The following is a 15,104-nucleotide window of genomic DNA, read 5'->3' as shown; positions in this document are numbered from 1 at the left end:
TCAAGAAAAAAAGGGGACTTTGCGACATGCGACAGGGCTTGACGCACTGATAAATGTGCTAGAAGATGCTATTGCGAATCATTATTACAATAATAAGCCGAAACATTGCGTAAACTTATCAGTGACTTAATGAGAAAACCGACGCACTACACGCCAGCGCAGGCGAAGTGGCGTATGGTGCGCGATTTTTTTGGCTTATTTTTTATCGCCGCCGCCCTGCTCTTCGCTGTTTATTCTATTGTCGAGACTGAACGTGTGCAGCAGCGCGAGATCGAAAAACGTCGTGCTCTGGAGCATCTGAGTTCGATGCGTTCAAGTATCGAACATCGCATTCAGGCTAATGTGCTGGTCTTGCGCGCGCTGAAACCCGAAATTCTCTGGCAAGACACCCCCGATCGCAGTCGTCTGCAAAAGATTCTGGATGAGTTTTTAACGACTGAGCTCGATATCAGTCACCTGGCCCTGGCTCCCGATCTACGTATCAGCTTTATCTACCCGCGTGCCGGTAACGAACAGCTGCTCGGCACCGATTACCGTAACGTGCGTGAGCAATACCATGAAATCCTGCGCGCCATTGGCGGTCAGGACATTATCCTGAGCAGCCCGGTGAATTTGCTGCAAGGGGGCACGGCGTTCATTGCCCGACTTCCTATTTTCCAGGCCGACGGCAGCTTCTGGGGGATTGCCTCACTGGTCATTGATCATGAGCACCTGTTCCATGAGGTCGGCTTCTACGATCACCCTGAATACCAGTTTGTTGTCTATCGCCAATCACTCAACAATGGAGCTGACATTATCAACGGCGACGCCGCAGTGCTCGAGCTTGACCCCATAAAGACGGATGTTCAGGTGCCTGGCGACCAATGGCAGCTGGCGGTGTCACCACGCCGCGGCAGTTGGCTTGATACCGAGCAGGGTTACTATGTGCACTGGTTAACAGGTTTAGCCGTCACCGCACTTATTGTTGCCGCTTTCGCGGTGCTGATCCTGACTCAGCGGCGCTTGCGCTTTGCGCTGCATACCATCAGTTTTCAGGCCCGCTTCGATCCACTGACCGGCCTTGCCAACCGCAATTATTTCCAACAACAGCTCGAGCAGCGCATTGCCGATGCGCAGAGCCACAATAAAGGCTTTGCGCTATTAATGCTGGACCTTGACCATCTGCGCGACATTAATGACGCGCTGGGCCAGGATATCGGTGATGGCTTGCTCCAGCATGTTGCCGAGCAACTCGGTCGCAGTATACGTCCACAAGACATGGTCGCACGCGTTGGCGGTGACGAATTTATGCTGGCGCTGGCCGATGTCGACACGGCAGCTCACGCTGAGCAACGCGGCAAAGCGATAATCAATGATTTGCTGAATACTGCCGACATTCAGCAAAACCACATCAATGTTACCGCCAGCCTGGGGATTGCCCTCTACCCCGATGACGCTACGCACGCCCAGCAACTAGTGAAATGTGCTGAACTGGCGATGTACGCAGCGAAAGCCATGGGCTCGCTCTCGGTAGCGTGCTACGACCGGACCTTGCGTCAGAATACTGAACAGCATATCGCGCTCCATCATCAGATGATTCAGGCTCTGGAGAACAACCAGTTTCATGTCGAATACCAGCCGGTGATTGATACAGTCAGTGGCTTATTAACCCGCTGCGAAGCGTTGATCCGCTGGGATCACCCTGAGCATGGCAATATCCCACCCGGTGATTTCATCCCCATCGCCGAGAAGACAGGTGCCATCGTCTGGCTGGGTGACTTTGTTTTGCGGCAGGTGATGACCGACTGGCAGACCATGCGCGCTGCCGGGCTGGACCTAACCGTCGCCGTCAACCGGTCGCCTCGTGAGTTCCATGACAAAGATGTCGCCAGTGAGTGGTTGGAAGCCCTGCAGGAAGCCAATATGCCCCCCAACCGGCTGATGCTGGAAATTACCGAATCCATGCTGATGCGCAATCAGGAGCGTCAGTTGATGAGTTTACGCCGTCTGCGCAGCGCCGGTGTGCACCTGGCCATCGATGACTTTGGTACCGGCTATTCGAGTCTCAACTACTTACGCTTTTACCCCATTGATGTGATTAAAATTGATCGGGAGTTTATGAAGGGGGTGCCGGCGAATCGGCAACAAACGGCTTTAGTTGACGTACTCATCCGAATTGCGCATACATTGGACTTGATGGTTGTCGCTGAAGGTGTCGAAACTCGCGCTCAAGTCGAGTTTTTGCAAAGCAAAAACTGTCACTTCCAGCAGGGCTTCTATTATGGCCAAAGCTTGCGCCTGGACACCTTCATCGACTACACCAAACGTTTTAATCAGCGAGTTAGCCGATAAGCCGGGTTCTGTCGTGGACAATCATTCGTCTAGCCGCTAAATCACTCTAGCGTTCAAGCAGTCTACCCGGGTTCAACGCGGGCCGCGCCAATGAACCCCTATTTGACCTTGCTCCGGGTGGAGTTTACCGTGCCACGAACTGTTGCCAGCCGCGCGGTGCGCTCTTACCGCACCCTTTCACCCTTACCTGATCCTGCTTGCGCAGGCCATCGGCGGTTTACTCTCTGTTGCACTGGTCGTCGGCTCGCGCCGCCCAGACGTTATCTGGCACCCTGCCCTGTGGAGCCCGGACTTTCCTCCCCTTACGCAGGCGAACCTGAATAAGCAGCGATTGTCTGGCTAACTCTGCGGCGCATTCTACGTGTTATCTGCGTCTAACGCTAGCTGGTACAGATGGTTTTTGCGTACGCCGTGGATTTCAGCTGCGCAGCCCGCCGCTTTTTTCAGTGGCAGGTGCTCACGTAGAAGTTGCACCGTCCGCAATGCTGCCAGATCGTCCGCCGCGGACTCCTCCTGCACTGGCGCTCCTGCTAACATCAACACGAACTCGCCACGCTGCTGATTACTATCCGCCGCAACCTGATCCAGCACCTCAGCGATGCTGCCACTGAGATAAGTTTCAAATTGCTTGGTCAGTTCCCGGGCCAGCACCATTGTGCGCTCAGCTCCCATCACGTCGTGCAGATCGTTGAGGGTGTGCAAGATTCGATGGGGCGACTCATAAAAGACCATGGTACGTGGCTCGTCGAGCAAAGCGCTGAGTGTCTTTCGACGCTGCTGCGGTTTGGCTGGCAGAAAGCCCTCGAAAGTAAAGCGATCCGTAGGCAGCCCCGCTCCTGATAGCGCTGTGGTAATCGCACAGGGCCCCGGTAATGCCACCACTTTAATACCAGCGGCACGGCATTGTTGCACCAGCACATAGCCAGGGTCACTGATGAGCGGCGTACCCGCATCACTGATCAGAGCAATTGAGTCGCCATTGGTCAGGCGCTCAATCACTTTGCCCGCTCGCTCACGCTCATTGTGCTCATGTAGCGCAAAGACGTCATTCTGAATAGCGAACTGCTGCAAGAGCTGTCGGCTATGACGGGTATCTTCTGCTGCAATCGCTGCAACATCACTGAGAACTTGCTGCGCCCGGGTCGAGAAATCGCCAAGATTACCGATGGGTGTGGGTACAATATAGAGTATGCCTGATGTGGTCTGCGGCATGTTAACCCCTTGTAAGATTCACTTCGTTGCGTTGTGTCGCTGCACGGCTAGGTTTATAGTATGCCCATGAGCCACCGTTAGAGTCGAACCCAGCGTGAGTGTGAAATTGGTGAATCTTGCTATTGTGCCAAAGAAGTTGGTCTTGTGCATCGTTGTTTGCAGTCTGGCGGCTTGTGCAACACCGTCACGACCAACAGACGAAACGGCACAATCTGAACCCCGAGAGCCGAGTTTGGGTGAGCAGACAGCTGCGGCTACTGCCCAAAGCCTGGACGAGATCCTCACGGCGCTGCAACAGCAACCTAATCAACAAGCGCAGTGGCGGTACCTGCTCGCGCAGACCGAGCGTCTGCAGAATGAGCAGCAGTGGCAAGCCAGCGCGGTCCTGCTTAGTGAACTCGAACGTGTCGCTGAGCAGTTGTCGGCTTCCCAACAACAGCAATTGCAACTGGCGCGATTACAGTGGCTGGCCAGTCAGGGGCAGCCGCGCGACGCAAACGACCAGTTAACGCAATTGCTGAACGCTACCGAGCAGACGGCGACCAGCCAACAAGCCCGGATTTTACGTTTCGCCCGGGATCTCGCAGCGCAGCTGCAACACTCGCAGCAAGCAGCGCAATATCAACTTGAGTTGCTGGCCCTTGGTCAGGCCGATACCTCTGCCCAGCAAAGCTGGCAGTATTTAAGTGCGGCCACAGCACCGACACAGTTAACCACCAGAGGCGAGGTCGCACGCTCCTGGCTGGCGCTGCTGATGGCTGCACATCAACAAGCGGACGCAATTGACAGCAGCGCTATCCAGGGCTGGCAGCTGCGCCATCCAGAACATCCGGCGGCGCCAGTCGCGGAGCGTCTGCGTAAACAATTACAGCAAGCCGCTGAGAAACATCACGCGCTGGTATTACTGCCACTAAGCGGTCCTTTTGCAGAGCAAGGGCAAGCCGTACTTGATGGCATGATTATGGCGCTGGAAGATCAACCGGCTTTCTCTATCACCGTCCGCGATAGCAACAACTTCGATTACGCCACTCTGACCGAGGAGTTGCAGAAAGAGCAGGCCGATACCCTTATTGGTCCGCTATTGAAAGATGCGATCAGTGCCATTGATGATGCCCCCCTTGCTGCCATGGGCGTACGCTGGGTGGCATTAAACAACGTCACTGAACTGAAGGCGGTACAACCTGACCTTTGGTACGCCTTAGCCCCAGAGATGGAAATCCGCCAGGTTGCCGAAACTCTGGTTGAGCGTGGCGTGAAACATCCATTAATACTGGCGGCGGACAGTAACCGGGGCAAAGAGGCGGTGCAGGTATTTGAAGACTATTTTCTCGCTCAACAGCCCAATGCCACCGTCGAGAGCGGTCTCTACCGTACCACTGATGACATGAAAGCTATTGTTCAGCAAAAATTGGGGGTCACCGCCAGCGAAGCGCGTATCTGGCAAGTCAAAATTACCGCGGGTAAGATCCTGGTGGACGCTGAAGCTCGCAGTCGCGCTGATATTGACGCGATCTTTTTACCCGGAACCATAGAGCAGACGCGATTATTAAAGCCATTTATTGACGTTAATATCGCACCCTTTATGGAGCCTATCCCGGTTTTTGCCACCTCCGCCAGTCATATTCGCGGCGATCAGCTTAGTGAAAATGACCTCGACAACGTGCGCTTCACCGAGATCCCCTGGTTACTACCGAACCATCCGCACTATCCGAGATTAGGACAATTACTGCAGCTGCGCCGGCACTGGAACTATAACCTGGCTAGACTGGCGGCATTTGGCCACGATGCCATGATGCTGACGCAACGCATGGACGTCATGGCAGCATTGCCAGGCTATCAGGTGTCCGGCCTGACCGGCGAGCTAACGCGTCAACCTGCAGGTATCGACCGGGCGCTTGCCTGGGCACGCTATGACGGCCATCAGATTAAACCAGCCACGGCGACTGACTGACACATGCTGGCAAAGGAACAGGGCAACGCCGGCGAGGAGCTGGCGGTAACACACCTCTGTCAGCAGGGACTGGAGCTCGTGGAACGTAATTTTCGCTGCGACATAGGTGAAATTGATATTGTCATGCGGGATGGCGAGCACTGGGTCTTCGTCGAGGTCAAGTCTCGCGCCAATGAAGATTTTGCCAGGGTGGTTGAACAAATTACCCCCGCCCAGTGTCAACGTGTTCGACGCAGTGCGCAATTTTATTTACTATCGAAAAAACTTGATGAACATCAGACGTTCATGCGCTTTGATGTCGTTGCTATTTGTCAGCAGCCGGAGCAACTCCACTGGTTGCAAGATGCTTTTTAACGAGGACTTATGCAAGAGCCAGTAAAAGCCATATTCACAGAGTGCATTCAGACCCAAATCGCTGCAGCGGATCAACTGCAAGACCCGTTGATGCGGGCGGCTGAATTACTGGTCGACTCCCTGCTTCGGGGACAAAAGATCTACTGCTGCGGTGAGAGTATGGCGCACGCCAGCGCCCGGCACTTTTCTCATATCATGCTCACTGGCCTGCAGTTCGAGCGACCGCCCTTCCCAGTCAATGCATTGCATGCTGATTTTGGTGACAATGAACATCAAAGTATCTTTGCGCAACAAATCTTAGCCGTCGGTCAACCCAGTGATTTATTACTGGTGTTAAGCGCAGGCAGTAACGCTCCGCGCGTCAGTCGCGCCATGGAAGCCGCATTGAGTCGCGATATGTTGATTATTGCCCTGACCAACGACGCCGATTTAGACGTCGCCGGACTCCTCGGTCCCGATGATGTAGAAATCCGTATTCCGTCGCGTAATGCGGCCCGGGTGAGCGAACACCTGCTGCAATTGGTGAATATGTTATGCAGTCTGGCTGAACAACAGATATTTCCACAGGAGGATGACTCGTGAAACAGCGTTTAGGTTTACCGGCGCTCGCCCTGATTGCGATGGTTGGGCTATCGGGCTGTGCAGCAGCTCTGGTTGGCGCTACCGCAATTGGTATTTCATCAGCGACAGATTCGCGCACCGTCGGCACCCAGGTGGATGATCAGGCCATTGAAATTAAGGTTATCGCCAAACTAAAAAGCGAAGAAAGGCTTTCAGACACCCGCATTCAGGTCGTATCGTTCAATCGCGCCGTATTGTTACTTGGCCAGGTCCCTCATTCCGGTCTGGCGGAATTAGCTGCAGGATTGGCCCGCGACGTTGAAGGTGTACAACGCGTGCATAATGAATTGCGTACCGGTCCGGTGATCAGTTTTAAAACCATCAGTAATGACAGCTGGCTGACGAGTAAAATTAAAGCCAAATTTGTCACCGATGAAACCGTTGAAGCCAATAAAATCAAGGTTGTCACCGAGAACGGTGAAGTGTTCTTAATGGGGTTGGTTAGCCGTGAAATGGCGCGTGCGGCGATCGATATCGCGCGCAACACCAACGGTGTTGAGCGCGTCATTGATGCTTTCGAAATTAGCTAAAAACCGAGAAGACGTTTTATTTTACGACTTTAAGGCTGGGCCGCTTCTTGCCACCCGGGGTGGGCGGTTCAGGAGGTGGCTCAGGCGACGTATTTTCGAGCTGTGGTTCTTCCTCGAAAATGGTGCCGGCACCGTTTTCACGTGCATAAAGTGCGTTGATCGCAATCATCGGCACCTGCACATGCTCAGGTTTACCTGAAAAGCGGGCATTGAACTCGATACGATCATTGAGCAGTTGCAGGTTGCCCACGGCGCCGGGGGCAATATTCAGAACGATTTGTCCATCCTGCACAAACTGACGCGGCACCTGGCACCCGGGCTGGTCAGCATCCACCACCAAATGCGGTGTCAACTGATTATCTACCAACCATTCGTACACCGCCCGTAACATATACGGGCGCCGTGCCGTCATTGCCGTCAACTCACTCACCGTCCCAGATCTCGCTCGATGTCGGTAAGTGATTCCTGGAATGAATCGCGCTCAAATACACGCAGCATATAAGCTTTCACTGCCTTCGCTGCAGCGCCCTCTAACTGGATGCCATAACTTGGCAAACGCCAAAGCAACGGCGCCAGGTAGCAGTCCACCAAGGTGAACTCTTCACTCATGAAGTAAGGGGTATCGGCAAAAATCGGCGCCAGGGCAAGAATGCCTTCACGCAATTCCTGACGTGCTGCTTCGATGCCCTTGCCGCCTTTGACAATCGCATCAGCGAGCGCGTACCAGTCACGCTCGATACGATACATCATCAAGCGGCTGGTGCCGCGAGCAACCGGATACACCGGCATCAATGGCGGATGCGGGAAACGTTCATCGAGGTATTCCATGATGATATGCGCGTTGTAGAGAACCAGCTCACGATCGACCAAAGTTGGCAACGCATCCGGATACGGATTCAACTGCAACAGGTCTTCTGGAATTTGATCGTTCTCGACGTAGGTGATTTCCACACCTACGCCCTTTTCTGCTAATACGATTCGAGCTTGATGACTACGTAAGTCATTACGTCCCGAATACAACGTCATCACTGACCGTTTATTTGCCGCAACCGACATGTCTTTCTCCATCATTACTTCACGTCTTTAAAGAATTCGCGCTTGAGTAGCCACGCGAAAATTGTAAAGACTAATAAGAACCCGAAGACATACCAACCCATACGACGCTGCTGTAGCAACATCGGTTCGCCGGTATATACCAGGAAGTTGGTTAAATCGAGCATAGCTTGGTCGTACTCTGACGGGGTTAACATACCGCTGCCGTCGGTTTTAATACCCACGTAGCGTTCTGTCATTTCGCCATCGACCATGTGTTCTTCGGTAGTCTTACGAGGCACACCTTGTAACTCTTGCAGTACATGAGGCATCCCAACGTTAGGGAACACCGCATTGTTCACACCAAACGGACGAGACTCGTCGACGTAGAATGTACGCAAATAGGTGTAAATCCAGTCGGCACCACGCACCCGTGAAACCAGGGTCAAATCCGGTGCGGCAGTACCAAACCAGTTACCCGCGGCTTCTGTTGGCATAGCATTGGTGATCAGATCACCCACCTTCTCGCCGGTAAACTGCAGGTTGGCCATTCCGATATCGTCAGGAATCCCTAAGTCTTCGAAGGTACGCCCGTAGCGTTGATACTGCATTGAGTGACAACCCAGGCAATAGTTCATGAACAATTGCGCACCACGCTGTAGCGAGGCTTTGTCATGCAAATCAATTTTTGCTTCATCAAGTGGCACCGTTGGGTCAGCTGCAAAGCTTGCAACTGACCATAAAGATGCGGCTACCAGAAGAGTGGTTTTAAGAAACTGTTTCATCACTTAGTAATCCTCTCTGGAACTGGCTTCGTGTTCTCGTTTTTACTGTAGAAGAACAGTAATACGAAAAACGCGAAGTACAAGAAGGTGAAGATCCGCGCGAACAAGGTGTATACCTCGGTCGCAGGTTTCAGACCCAGGTAGCCAAGTGCGACAAAGCTGACCACAAAGACCGCCAGGTTGACCTTGTGGAAGCCGCTACGGTAGCGAATTGAGCGCACCTTGCCGCGGTCCAGCCATGGCAGGACGAATAGCGCTGCAATGGAGCCAAACATCAGAATGACACCCAGAAGCTTGTCCGGAACAGCCCGCAAAATCGCATAGAACGGCGTAAAGTACCAAACTGGTGCAATATGATCTGGCGTTTTCAGCGGGTTTGCCGCTTCAAAGTTTGGTGGCTCAAGGAACAAGCCGCCCATCGCCGGCGCAAAGAAGATCACGTAACAGAACAGGAATAAGAAAATTCCGATACCTACCAGATCCTTCACCACGTAATAAGGGAAGAACGGGAAAGCATCGACAATGTCGTATTTCTTAGTGAAACGCTCGTGGAACTTGAACTTCGGCTTCTCTTCCTCAGGAATCGAGCCCTTCGGCTTCTTAATGTTGATCCCTTCAGGGTTATTCGAGCCAACTTCGTGTAAAGCGACAATGTGTAAGAAGACCAAGATCACCAGTACCAATGGCAGCGCGATTACATGCAGTGCAAAGAAGCGGTTCAACGTCGCTCCTGAGATAACGTAATCACCACGGATCCAAAGGGTTAAATCATCGCCGATGACCGGGATGGCGCCAAACAGCGAGATGATAACCTGAGCGCCCCAATAGGACATTTGTCCCCATGGCAACAGGTAGCCCATGAAGGCTTCTGCCATTAACACCAGGAAGATCAACATACCGAACACCCACAGCAATTCGCGGGGTTTCTGATAGGACCCGTACATCATGCCGCGAAGCATGTGCAGATAGACCACCACGAAGAAAGCAGATGCTCCCGTCGAGTGCATATAGCGCAGCAACCAACCGTAGTCGATGTCGCGCATGATGTATTCGACCGATGCAAAGGCACCTTCAGCAGAAGGCACGTAGTTCATTGTCAACCAGATACCGGTCAGGATCTGATTCACCAATACCAACATCGCCAGCACCCCAAACAGGTACCAGAAATTAAAGTTTTTTGGTGCTGGGTACTGAGCCAGGTGGATGTTCCACGTTTTGGTCATCGGAATGCGTTCGTCAATCCATGCAACTAGTCTTTTCATCACGCTTGCTCCCCGTCTTGACCCACTAAAATCGTGTTGTCGTCAATGTAGTAATGCGGTGGCACTACCAAATTGTAAGGTGCAGGTACGCCCGCAAAGACGCGACCAGCGATGTCAAACTTCGAACCGTGACATGGACAGAAGAAGCCTGCTTTGACGCCCTCGACTTGTTCGCCGAAGTCCTCTGGCAGGTACTGAGGGGAACAGCCCAGGTGCGTACAAATACCGACCGCCACGAAAAACTCTTCTTTTCGTGAGCGATAGAGATTTGCTGCGTATTCTGGCTGTTGAGGCTCTTCTGAATTAGGATCGCGTAGTTGGTCTGCTAAGCCTTCAAGGCTTGCCAACATCTCCGGAGTACGACGTACCACCCAAACAGGCTGGCCTCGCCATTCCACACGAATCATTTGACCCGGTTCAGCTTTTCCGATGTTCACTTCCACAGGGGCACCCGCGTTTTTAGCTCTCGCACTCGGGTTCCACGATGCAATGAAAGGAACAGCAACACCCACCGCGCCTGCTGCACCAACCACAGAGGTTGCGACAGTCAGAAAACGACGGCGGCCTTTATCTACAGGCGCATTGCTCATCCACTTACTCTCCAGTTTGGACGCTTCACGGGACATTGCCATGAAGTCAGTAATTAGCTGCTGCGTTAGGTCCACCTCTACCAACCGGCACAGGCGAACGGCAAAAAAATGCTTTCAGATGATAAAGAAATACCCTGATTTTTACAAGGACAAACGCAAAAAACCCGGCACAAAGGCCGGGTTTTGTATTTGCTGAAACGTACAGCTTCGTAAGCGGAAATTAACGCTTCGAGAACTGTGGACGTTTACGTGCTTTGTGCAAGCCGACTTTCTTACGTTCAACTTGACGCGCGTCACGAGTTACATAACCCGCACGACGTAGGTCGCCACGTAGAGCTTCGTCATATTGCATCAGTGCACGAGTGATACCGTGACGCACTGCGCCAGCCTGACCACTAGAGCCACCACCAGCAACGGTGATGTATAAGTCGAATTTCTCAACCATGTCGACCAGCTCAAGCGGTTGACGAACAACCATTTGTGCGGTTTCACGGCCAAAGTATTCTTCTAAGGTGCGGTTGTTGATGCTGATGTTGCCGCTGCCCGGACGCAAGAAAACGCGTGCAGTTGAGCTTTTGCGACGACCAGTACCGTAGTATTGATTCTCTGCCATTGTCTTAGTGCTCCGTCTTAAATTTCAAGTTGTTTAGGCTGTTGAGCAACATGGTTGTGCTCAGTGCCTGCATATACTTTCAGTTTACGGAACATGGCACGACCAAGTGGACCACGAGGTAACATACCCTTCACCGCTTTCTGAATGACCATTTCCGGTGCCTTGGCGATCAACTTCTCGAAGCTGATTTCCTTGATACCACCTGGATACCCAGAGTGTGAATAATAGATTTTGTTCTGTGCCTTACGGCCAGTAACCGCCACTTTCTCAGCGTTGACGATGATGATGTAATCACCAGTATCGACGTGAGGAGTGTACTCAGGCTTATGCTTACCGCGTAAACGGCGGGCGACTTCAGTCGCCAAACGACCTAAAGTTTTACCTTCGGCGTCAATAACATACCAGTCACGTTGTACAGTTTCTGGCTTTGCAACAAATGTACTCATTGAAACATACTCTTTATTAAAGGTTCACGACAGTAGTTCCGGGCTTCCCCGCGAACCACAACAACCGTTGTGGTTTCACCACACACTGGTTAGTTGTACCTGTAACGTGGGCTGCGCGGATTATAGGGAAAACCGCTGCAAAGATCAACGGCTATATCGCTTAAGGTTTGTGCGCCTGCGCCAGATACTCGTGGCTTTGCATTTCCTGTAGGCGCGAGATACAGCGGCGGTATTCAAACTCCAGCTTGCCACCGGCGTAGATATCCTCCAGCGGCACCGCGGCCGACAGAATGAGCTTCACCCGGCGTTCGTAAAATTCGTCTACCAATGCCAGGAATCGGCGTGCGGCGTCATCCTTGTTTGCGCCCAGCTGGGGCACATTACTAATCAACACGGCGTGGTAGAGCTGGGCCAGCTCAATATAATCATTTTGCGAGCGCGGGCCGCCACAAATCGCTTCGAATTCGAACAGTACGACATCGTCGCACTCAAGCCGGACAGCAATATCGCGGCCGTTAATGCGAATACTGCCATCCGTGTTTCGGCTGCAATGATCCGGCGCCAGCTCGGTAAAATAACGTTGCAGGTTTTCATCAGCTTCCGCATCGAGCGGCGAGTGATAAATTTCGGCTTTGCTGAGTGTGCGCAGACGATAGTCAATGCCGTTATCGACGTTGATGACGTCGCAATGCTTTTTGATAAGCTCAATCGCCGGCAGAAAGCGTTGTCGCTGCAAGCCGTTGCGATACAAGTCGTCGGGTACGATATTGGAGGTGGCCACCAACACCACACCGCGACTGAACAGTTCCTGCATCAAGGTTCCCAGAATCATCGCATCGGTAATATCCTGTACAAAAAACTCGTCGAAACAAATGACCTGCGCTTCGTCTGCAAGCTTATCCGCGATGATCGGCAAAGGGTCACTCTTGCCCTTGAGTTCTTTAAGCTCCTTATGAACCCGATGCATAAACCGGTGAAAGTGAACGCGCAATTTCTGTTCAAAAGGCAAGGTATCGTAAAACGTATCGACCAGGTAGGTTTTACCGCGGCCAACGCCCCCCCAGAAGTACAGCCCCTGCGGCGCCTGAGGTGTTGCTCCAAACAGCTGTTTGAGCTTATTGACCAAGCCGCCACGTTGTTGGGCACGATACTTCATCAGATCATCGTAAAGCCTTTGCAGTGCTTCAACCGCGCGCCGTTGCGCCGCGTCAGGACTGAACCCGCCGCTGGCTAGATCCTCTTCGTATTTACTTAACGGGGTAATGTTTTGCGTTGTCACTACCACTTCGACCCTATTCTGCATTATGCTATGGGGAACTAGTTTATCATGCGAATCGTGTTTTTAAGGAGTTTTTATGGATGCAATCATTGGCATTCTGTTAGTACTGGCAGGAGCAGTTTTGGGTTTCTTTGTAGCGCGCTACTGGCTGAAAGAACACTCTGACGAGGCGCGATTAAACCAGGAAGTACAACAGAGTCGCGAACAGCTCGCCTCCTATCAGCAAGAGGTGGCCGAACATTTTGCCACGGCGAGTGCGCTGGTCGAGCAGCTGGAAGAAACCCAGGATAAGCTCAAGGCGTACCTGCAACACAGTTCTGAGCTATTGCAGCAAGAGCAGACGCAACCGAGCTTGCCGTTCTTTGCTGAGGACACCATGCGCCAGCTGCGTATGGCCAGCCAGCTGCAAAAAGACAGTAGTCAGGCGCAGAAAGAAACCGCTGAGCAAATGCCTCGCGATTATTCGGATAAAAAAAGTGGACTTTTTTCATCTTCGAAACAAAAAACATCTTGAAACATCTCTGAGCTGAACTTATTTCCATAGGGTCGGTCTTTATTTGCACGCGACATCGTGTTGTTTAAAGGAGTCTGTACCCTATGAGAATGAAATTCTTTGCCCTACTCACCCTAATTACCTTAACCAGCGTACCGGCGTTCAGCCCGGCGCAGGCCAATATTCCTTTCTTCAGCGATAAAGACGAAACGCCTACGTTGGCGCCGATGCTCGAAGAAGTTACCCCCGCCGTAGTGAACATCTCAGTGAAAGGCAGCCGCGAAGTACGCCAGCGCGTGCCAGATATGTTTCGCTTTTTCTTTGGTCCGAATAGCCCACAGGAACAAGTTCAGGAACGGCCTTTCCGCGGCCTGGGTTCAGGCGTCATTATCGATGCTGAACAAGGTTATGTGGTCACCAATAATCATGTCATCGATGGTGCGTCAGAAATCCTGGTCACCTTGAAAGACGGCACTCAATTTGATGCCGAAGTCATAGGTACAGATGCAAACTCTGACATCGCGCTGCTGAAAATTCAGGATGGTGAAGGCTTGACTGAAATTGAAGTGGGCCGTTCAGCGGATCTTCGTGTCGGCGACTTCGTGGTCGCCATTGGCAACCCATTTGGCCTGGGTCAGACCGTCACCTCTGGGATCGTCAGTGCGCTGGGCCGCAGTGGCCTGGGTATCGAAGAAATCGAAAACTTCATTCAGACCGACGCGGCCATTAACAGCGGCAACTCGGGTGGCGCCTTAGTGACCCTCAACGGCGAACTCATTGGCATCAATACAGCCATTCTTGGGCCGAACGGTGGCAACATCGGTATCGGTTTTGCCATTCCCTCTGACATGATGCAGGCGCTCGTACAGCAGTTAATCGAGTTCGGTGAAGTGCGTCGCGGCGTGCTGGGTGTTCGCGGTAACGATTTGACCGCCGATATCGCCGAAGCGTTAAACCTGCAAGCCAAACAAGGCGCATTTATTGCCGAGGTTTTACCGGACAGCGCTGCTGATGAAGCAGGCCTGAAATCAGGAGACGTCATCATCGCCGTCAACGGTGAGCAAGTGAAAAGCTTCTCTGACCTGAGCGCCCGCGTGAAAACCATGGGCGTTGGCAAACCAGTGCAGTTAACCGTATTGAGAGATGGCGACGAGCGTCAGTTCTCCGTCACGCTTAGCGCCGAAGAAACTGCCGTGGAAGCTGCCAATCTGCACCCTGCCCTGGAAGGCGCGACTTTAGCGGCTAACGACGGTGGTGGCGTGCTGATTACCGAATTGGTGGAAGGCTCAATCGCCGCCCGCTATGGACTCCGTAAAGACGACATTATTATGGCCGTTAACCGTCAGCCCGTCAGTTCGGTCAGCGAGTTGCGCACTGCGCTCGATACCGCACGTGGTGTGATCGCATTGAACATTCAACGCGGTAATTCATCACTCTACCTTGTATTACGAGGTGGTTAACCCCATCTCTGTTATGCACTAAATGATTCACACAGCGCAACTTTTGAAGGCAGCTCAACAAAGCTGCCTTCTTTTTTTCAGAAGTGATATGCTTTAACTGGCTTTTTCATTTACATAACGGTTTCACTTGGCTCAACAGGTAATG

At 52.5% G+C, this 15,104-nt stretch carries 17 protein-coding genes, 1 other RNA gene and 3 pseudogenes; 9 read left to right on the top strand and 12 right to left on the bottom strand.

Going from position 1 to position 15,104, the window contains the following annotated elements:
• Positions 1–129 precede the first annotated feature (129 nt).
• Positions 130–711 (top strand): annotated as a pseudogene (locus J6J28_RS12740) (CHASE domain-containing protein); the annotation flags it as partial.
• Between the two features lie 231 nt (positions 712–942).
• Here J6J28_RS12740 and J6J28_RS01190 read toward each other — a convergent pair.
• Positions 943–1,122: a hypothetical protein gene (locus J6J28_RS01190; RefSeq protein ID WP_301719448.1), complete on the bottom strand. Its 180-nt coding sequence runs from the start codon at positions 1,120–1,122 to the stop codon at positions 943–945.
• On the opposite strand from J6J28_RS01190, the pseudogene J6J28_RS12735 reads away from it, so the two are divergent.
• Positions 1,051–1,449, top strand: a pseudogene (locus J6J28_RS12735) (GGDEF domain-containing protein); the annotation flags it as partial. The gene J6J28_RS01190 and the pseudogene J6J28_RS12735 overlap by 72 nt on opposite strands.
• Positions 1,450–1,452: 3 nt before the next feature.
• On the opposite strand, the gene J6J28_RS01180 reads toward J6J28_RS12735, so the two are convergent.
• Positions 1,453–1,605: a hypothetical protein gene (locus J6J28_RS01180; RefSeq protein ID WP_301719446.1), complete on the bottom strand. Its 153-nt coding sequence runs from the start codon at positions 1,603–1,605 to the stop codon at positions 1,453–1,455.
• On the opposite strand from J6J28_RS01180, the pseudogene J6J28_RS12730 reads away from it, so the two are divergent.
• Positions 1,573–2,208, top strand: a pseudogene (locus J6J28_RS12730) (EAL domain-containing protein); the annotation flags it as partial. The gene J6J28_RS01180 and the pseudogene J6J28_RS12730 overlap by 33 nt on opposite strands.
• A gap of 104 nt (positions 2,209–2,312) precedes the next feature.
• On the opposite strand, the gene rnpB reads toward J6J28_RS12730, so the two are convergent.
• Positions 2,313–2,678, bottom strand: an RNA gene (rnpB, locus tag J6J28_RS01175) — RNase P RNA component class A.
• Positions 2,679–2,688: 10 nt separating this feature from the next.
• Entirely contained in the window at positions 2,689–3,543 is an 855-nt protein-coding gene (rsmI, locus tag J6J28_RS01170; protein WP_301719445.1) for a 16S rRNA (cytidine(1402)-2'-O)-methyltransferase, read from the bottom strand.
• Between the two features lie 94 nt (positions 3,544–3,637).
• Between rsmI and J6J28_RS01165 the strand changes: the two genes are divergently transcribed.
• From J6J28_RS01165 to dolP, 4 genes are read left to right on the top strand one after another with little or no spacing between them, the layout of a single operon-like run.
• Entirely contained in the window at positions 3,638–5,494 is a 1,857-nt protein-coding gene (locus tag J6J28_RS01165; protein ID WP_301719444.1) for a penicillin-binding protein activator, read from the top strand.
• Positions 5,495–5,497: 3 nt separating this feature from the next.
• Positions 5,498–5,848: a YraN family protein gene (locus tag J6J28_RS01160; protein WP_301719443.1), complete on the top strand. Its 351-nt coding sequence runs from the start codon at positions 5,498–5,500 to the stop codon at positions 5,846–5,848.
• Between the two features lie 9 nt (positions 5,849–5,857).
• The gene (locus tag J6J28_RS01155; RefSeq protein ID WP_301719441.1) at positions 5,858–6,430 is read left to right on the top strand and encodes an SIS domain-containing protein; all 573 of its coding nucleotides are present in this window, start codon (positions 5,858–5,860) and stop codon (positions 6,428–6,430) included.
• Complete coding sequence (gene dolP, locus J6J28_RS01150) at positions 6,427–6,999, top strand: division/outer membrane stress-associated lipid-binding lipoprotein (protein ID WP_301719439.1); 573 nt, start codon at positions 6,427–6,429, stop codon at positions 6,997–6,999. The genes J6J28_RS01155 and dolP overlap by 4 nt, the downstream gene beginning before the upstream one ends.
• A gap of 16 nt (positions 7,000–7,015) precedes the next feature.
• Here the strand turns inward: dolP and J6J28_RS01145 are convergent, their stop codons facing one another.
• From J6J28_RS01145 to zapE, 8 genes are all read right to left on the bottom strand, one after another.
• Positions 7,016–7,411: a ClpXP protease specificity-enhancing factor gene (locus J6J28_RS01145; protein ID WP_335342626.1), complete on the bottom strand. Its 396-nt coding sequence runs from the start codon at positions 7,409–7,411 to the stop codon at positions 7,016–7,018.
• A gap of 14 nt (positions 7,412–7,425) precedes the next feature.
• The gene (sspA, locus tag J6J28_RS01140) at positions 7,426–8,055 is read right to left on the bottom strand and encodes a stringent starvation protein SspA (protein ID WP_301719438.1); all 630 of its coding nucleotides are present in this window, start codon (positions 8,053–8,055) and stop codon (positions 7,426–7,428) included.
• Between the two features lie 14 nt (positions 8,056–8,069).
• Complete coding sequence (locus tag J6J28_RS01135) at positions 8,070–8,816, bottom strand: cytochrome c1 (RefSeq protein ID WP_301719437.1); 747 nt, start codon at positions 8,814–8,816, stop codon at positions 8,070–8,072.
• The gene (locus J6J28_RS01130) at positions 8,816–10,078 is read right to left on the bottom strand and encodes a cytochrome b (RefSeq protein WP_418055159.1); all 1,263 of its coding nucleotides are present in this window, start codon (positions 10,076–10,078) and stop codon (positions 8,816–8,818) included. The genes J6J28_RS01135 and J6J28_RS01130 overlap by 1 nt, the downstream gene beginning before the upstream one ends.
• Complete coding sequence (gene petA / locus J6J28_RS01125) at positions 10,078–10,668, bottom strand: ubiquinol-cytochrome c reductase iron-sulfur subunit (RefSeq protein WP_301720780.1); 591 nt, start codon at positions 10,666–10,668, stop codon at positions 10,078–10,080. Before petA ends, J6J28_RS01130 begins: the two co-directional genes overlap by 1 nt.
• A 220-nt stretch (positions 10,669–10,888) precedes the next feature.
• Positions 10,889–11,281 carry a 30S ribosomal protein S9 gene (gene rpsI / locus J6J28_RS01120; protein WP_301719435.1) on the bottom strand — a complete coding sequence of 131 codons (393 nt, stop codon included), beginning with the start codon at positions 11,279–11,281 and terminating at the stop codon, positions 10,889–10,891.
• A gap of 17 nt (positions 11,282–11,298) precedes the next feature.
• A complete protein-coding gene (rplM, locus tag J6J28_RS01115) occupies positions 11,299–11,727 on the bottom strand; it encodes a 50S ribosomal protein L13 (protein ID WP_126763672.1) in 429 nt (142 codons plus the stop codon).
• Between the two features lie 160 nt (positions 11,728–11,887).
• Positions 11,888–13,030 carry a cell division protein ZapE gene (gene zapE / locus J6J28_RS01110; RefSeq protein ID WP_301719433.1) on the bottom strand — a complete coding sequence of 381 codons (1,143 nt, stop codon included), beginning with the start codon at positions 13,028–13,030 and terminating at the stop codon, positions 11,888–11,890.
• A 52-nt stretch (positions 13,031–13,082) separates the two neighbouring features.
• On the opposite strand from zapE, the gene J6J28_RS01105 reads away from it, so the two are divergent.
• Together J6J28_RS01105 and J6J28_RS01100 are read left to right on the top strand one after the other, a co-directional pair.
• Positions 13,083–13,520, top strand: a complete 438-nt coding sequence (locus J6J28_RS01105) for a Z-ring associated ZapG family protein (RefSeq protein WP_301719432.1) — start codon at positions 13,083–13,085, stop codon at positions 13,518–13,520.
• A gap of 83 nt (positions 13,521–13,603) precedes the next feature.
• Positions 13,604–14,959 carry a DegQ family serine endoprotease gene (locus J6J28_RS01100; RefSeq protein ID WP_301719431.1) on the top strand — a complete coding sequence of 452 codons (1,356 nt, stop codon included), beginning with the start codon at positions 13,604–13,606 and terminating at the stop codon, positions 14,957–14,959.
• Positions 14,960–15,104 lie beyond the last annotated feature (145 nt).

Source organism: Pseudidiomarina terrestris, from assembly GCF_030466375.1.
Classification (GTDB): domain Bacteria; phylum Pseudomonadota; class Gammaproteobacteria; order Enterobacterales; family Alteromonadaceae; genus Pseudidiomarina; species Pseudidiomarina terrestris.
This window is presented reverse-complemented; position numbering and strand designations above follow the sequence as displayed.

Excerpts from the sequence above, each read along its gene's own strand:
- J6J28_RS01130 (WP_418055159.1), bottom strand. The coding sequence starts at position 10,078 with ATGAAAAGACTAGTTGCATGGATTGACGAACGCATTCCGATGACCAAA.
- sspA (WP_301719438.1), bottom strand. The coding sequence starts at position 8,055 with ATGTCGGTTGCGGCAAATAAACGGTCAGTGATGACGTTGTATTCGGGA.
- J6J28_RS01160 (WP_301719443.1), top strand. The coding sequence starts at position 5,498 with ATGCTGGCAAAGGAACAGGGCAACGCCGGCGAGGAGCTGGCGGTAACA.
- J6J28_RS01145 (WP_335342626.1), bottom strand. The coding sequence starts at position 7,411 with ATGACGGCACGGCGCCCGTATATGTTACGGGCGGTGTACGAATGGTTG.
- rplM (WP_126763672.1), bottom strand. The coding sequence starts at position 11,727 with ATGAGTACATTTGTTGCAAAGCCAGAAACTGTACAACGTGACTGGTAT.
- zapE (WP_301719433.1), bottom strand. The coding sequence starts at position 13,030 with ATGCAGAATAGGGTCGAAGTGGTAGTGACAACGCAAAACATTACCCCG.
- J6J28_RS01155 (WP_301719441.1), top strand. The coding sequence starts at position 5,858 with ATGCAAGAGCCAGTAAAAGCCATATTCACAGAGTGCATTCAGACCCAA.
- J6J28_RS01180 (WP_301719446.1), bottom strand. The coding sequence starts at position 1,605 with ATGAAACTGGTTGTTCTCCAGAGCCTGAATCATCTGATGATGGAGCGC.
- J6J28_RS01135 (WP_301719437.1), bottom strand. The coding sequence starts at position 8,816 with ATGAAACAGTTTCTTAAAACCACTCTTCTGGTAGCCGCATCTTTATGG.
- J6J28_RS01100 (WP_301719431.1), top strand. The coding sequence starts at position 13,604 with ATGAGAATGAAATTCTTTGCCCTACTCACCCTAATTACCTTAACCAGC.
- petA (WP_301720780.1), bottom strand. The coding sequence starts at position 10,668 with ATGAGCAATGCGCCTGTAGATAAAGGCCGCCGTCGTTTTCTGACTGTC.
- rsmI (WP_301719445.1), bottom strand. The coding sequence starts at position 3,543 with ATGCCGCAGACCACATCAGGCATACTCTATATTGTACCCACACCCATC.
- rpsI (WP_301719435.1), bottom strand. The coding sequence starts at position 11,281 with ATGGCAGAGAATCAATACTACGGTACTGGTCGTCGCAAAAGCTCAACT.
- J6J28_RS01105 (WP_301719432.1), top strand. The coding sequence starts at position 13,083 with ATGGATGCAATCATTGGCATTCTGTTAGTACTGGCAGGAGCAGTTTTG.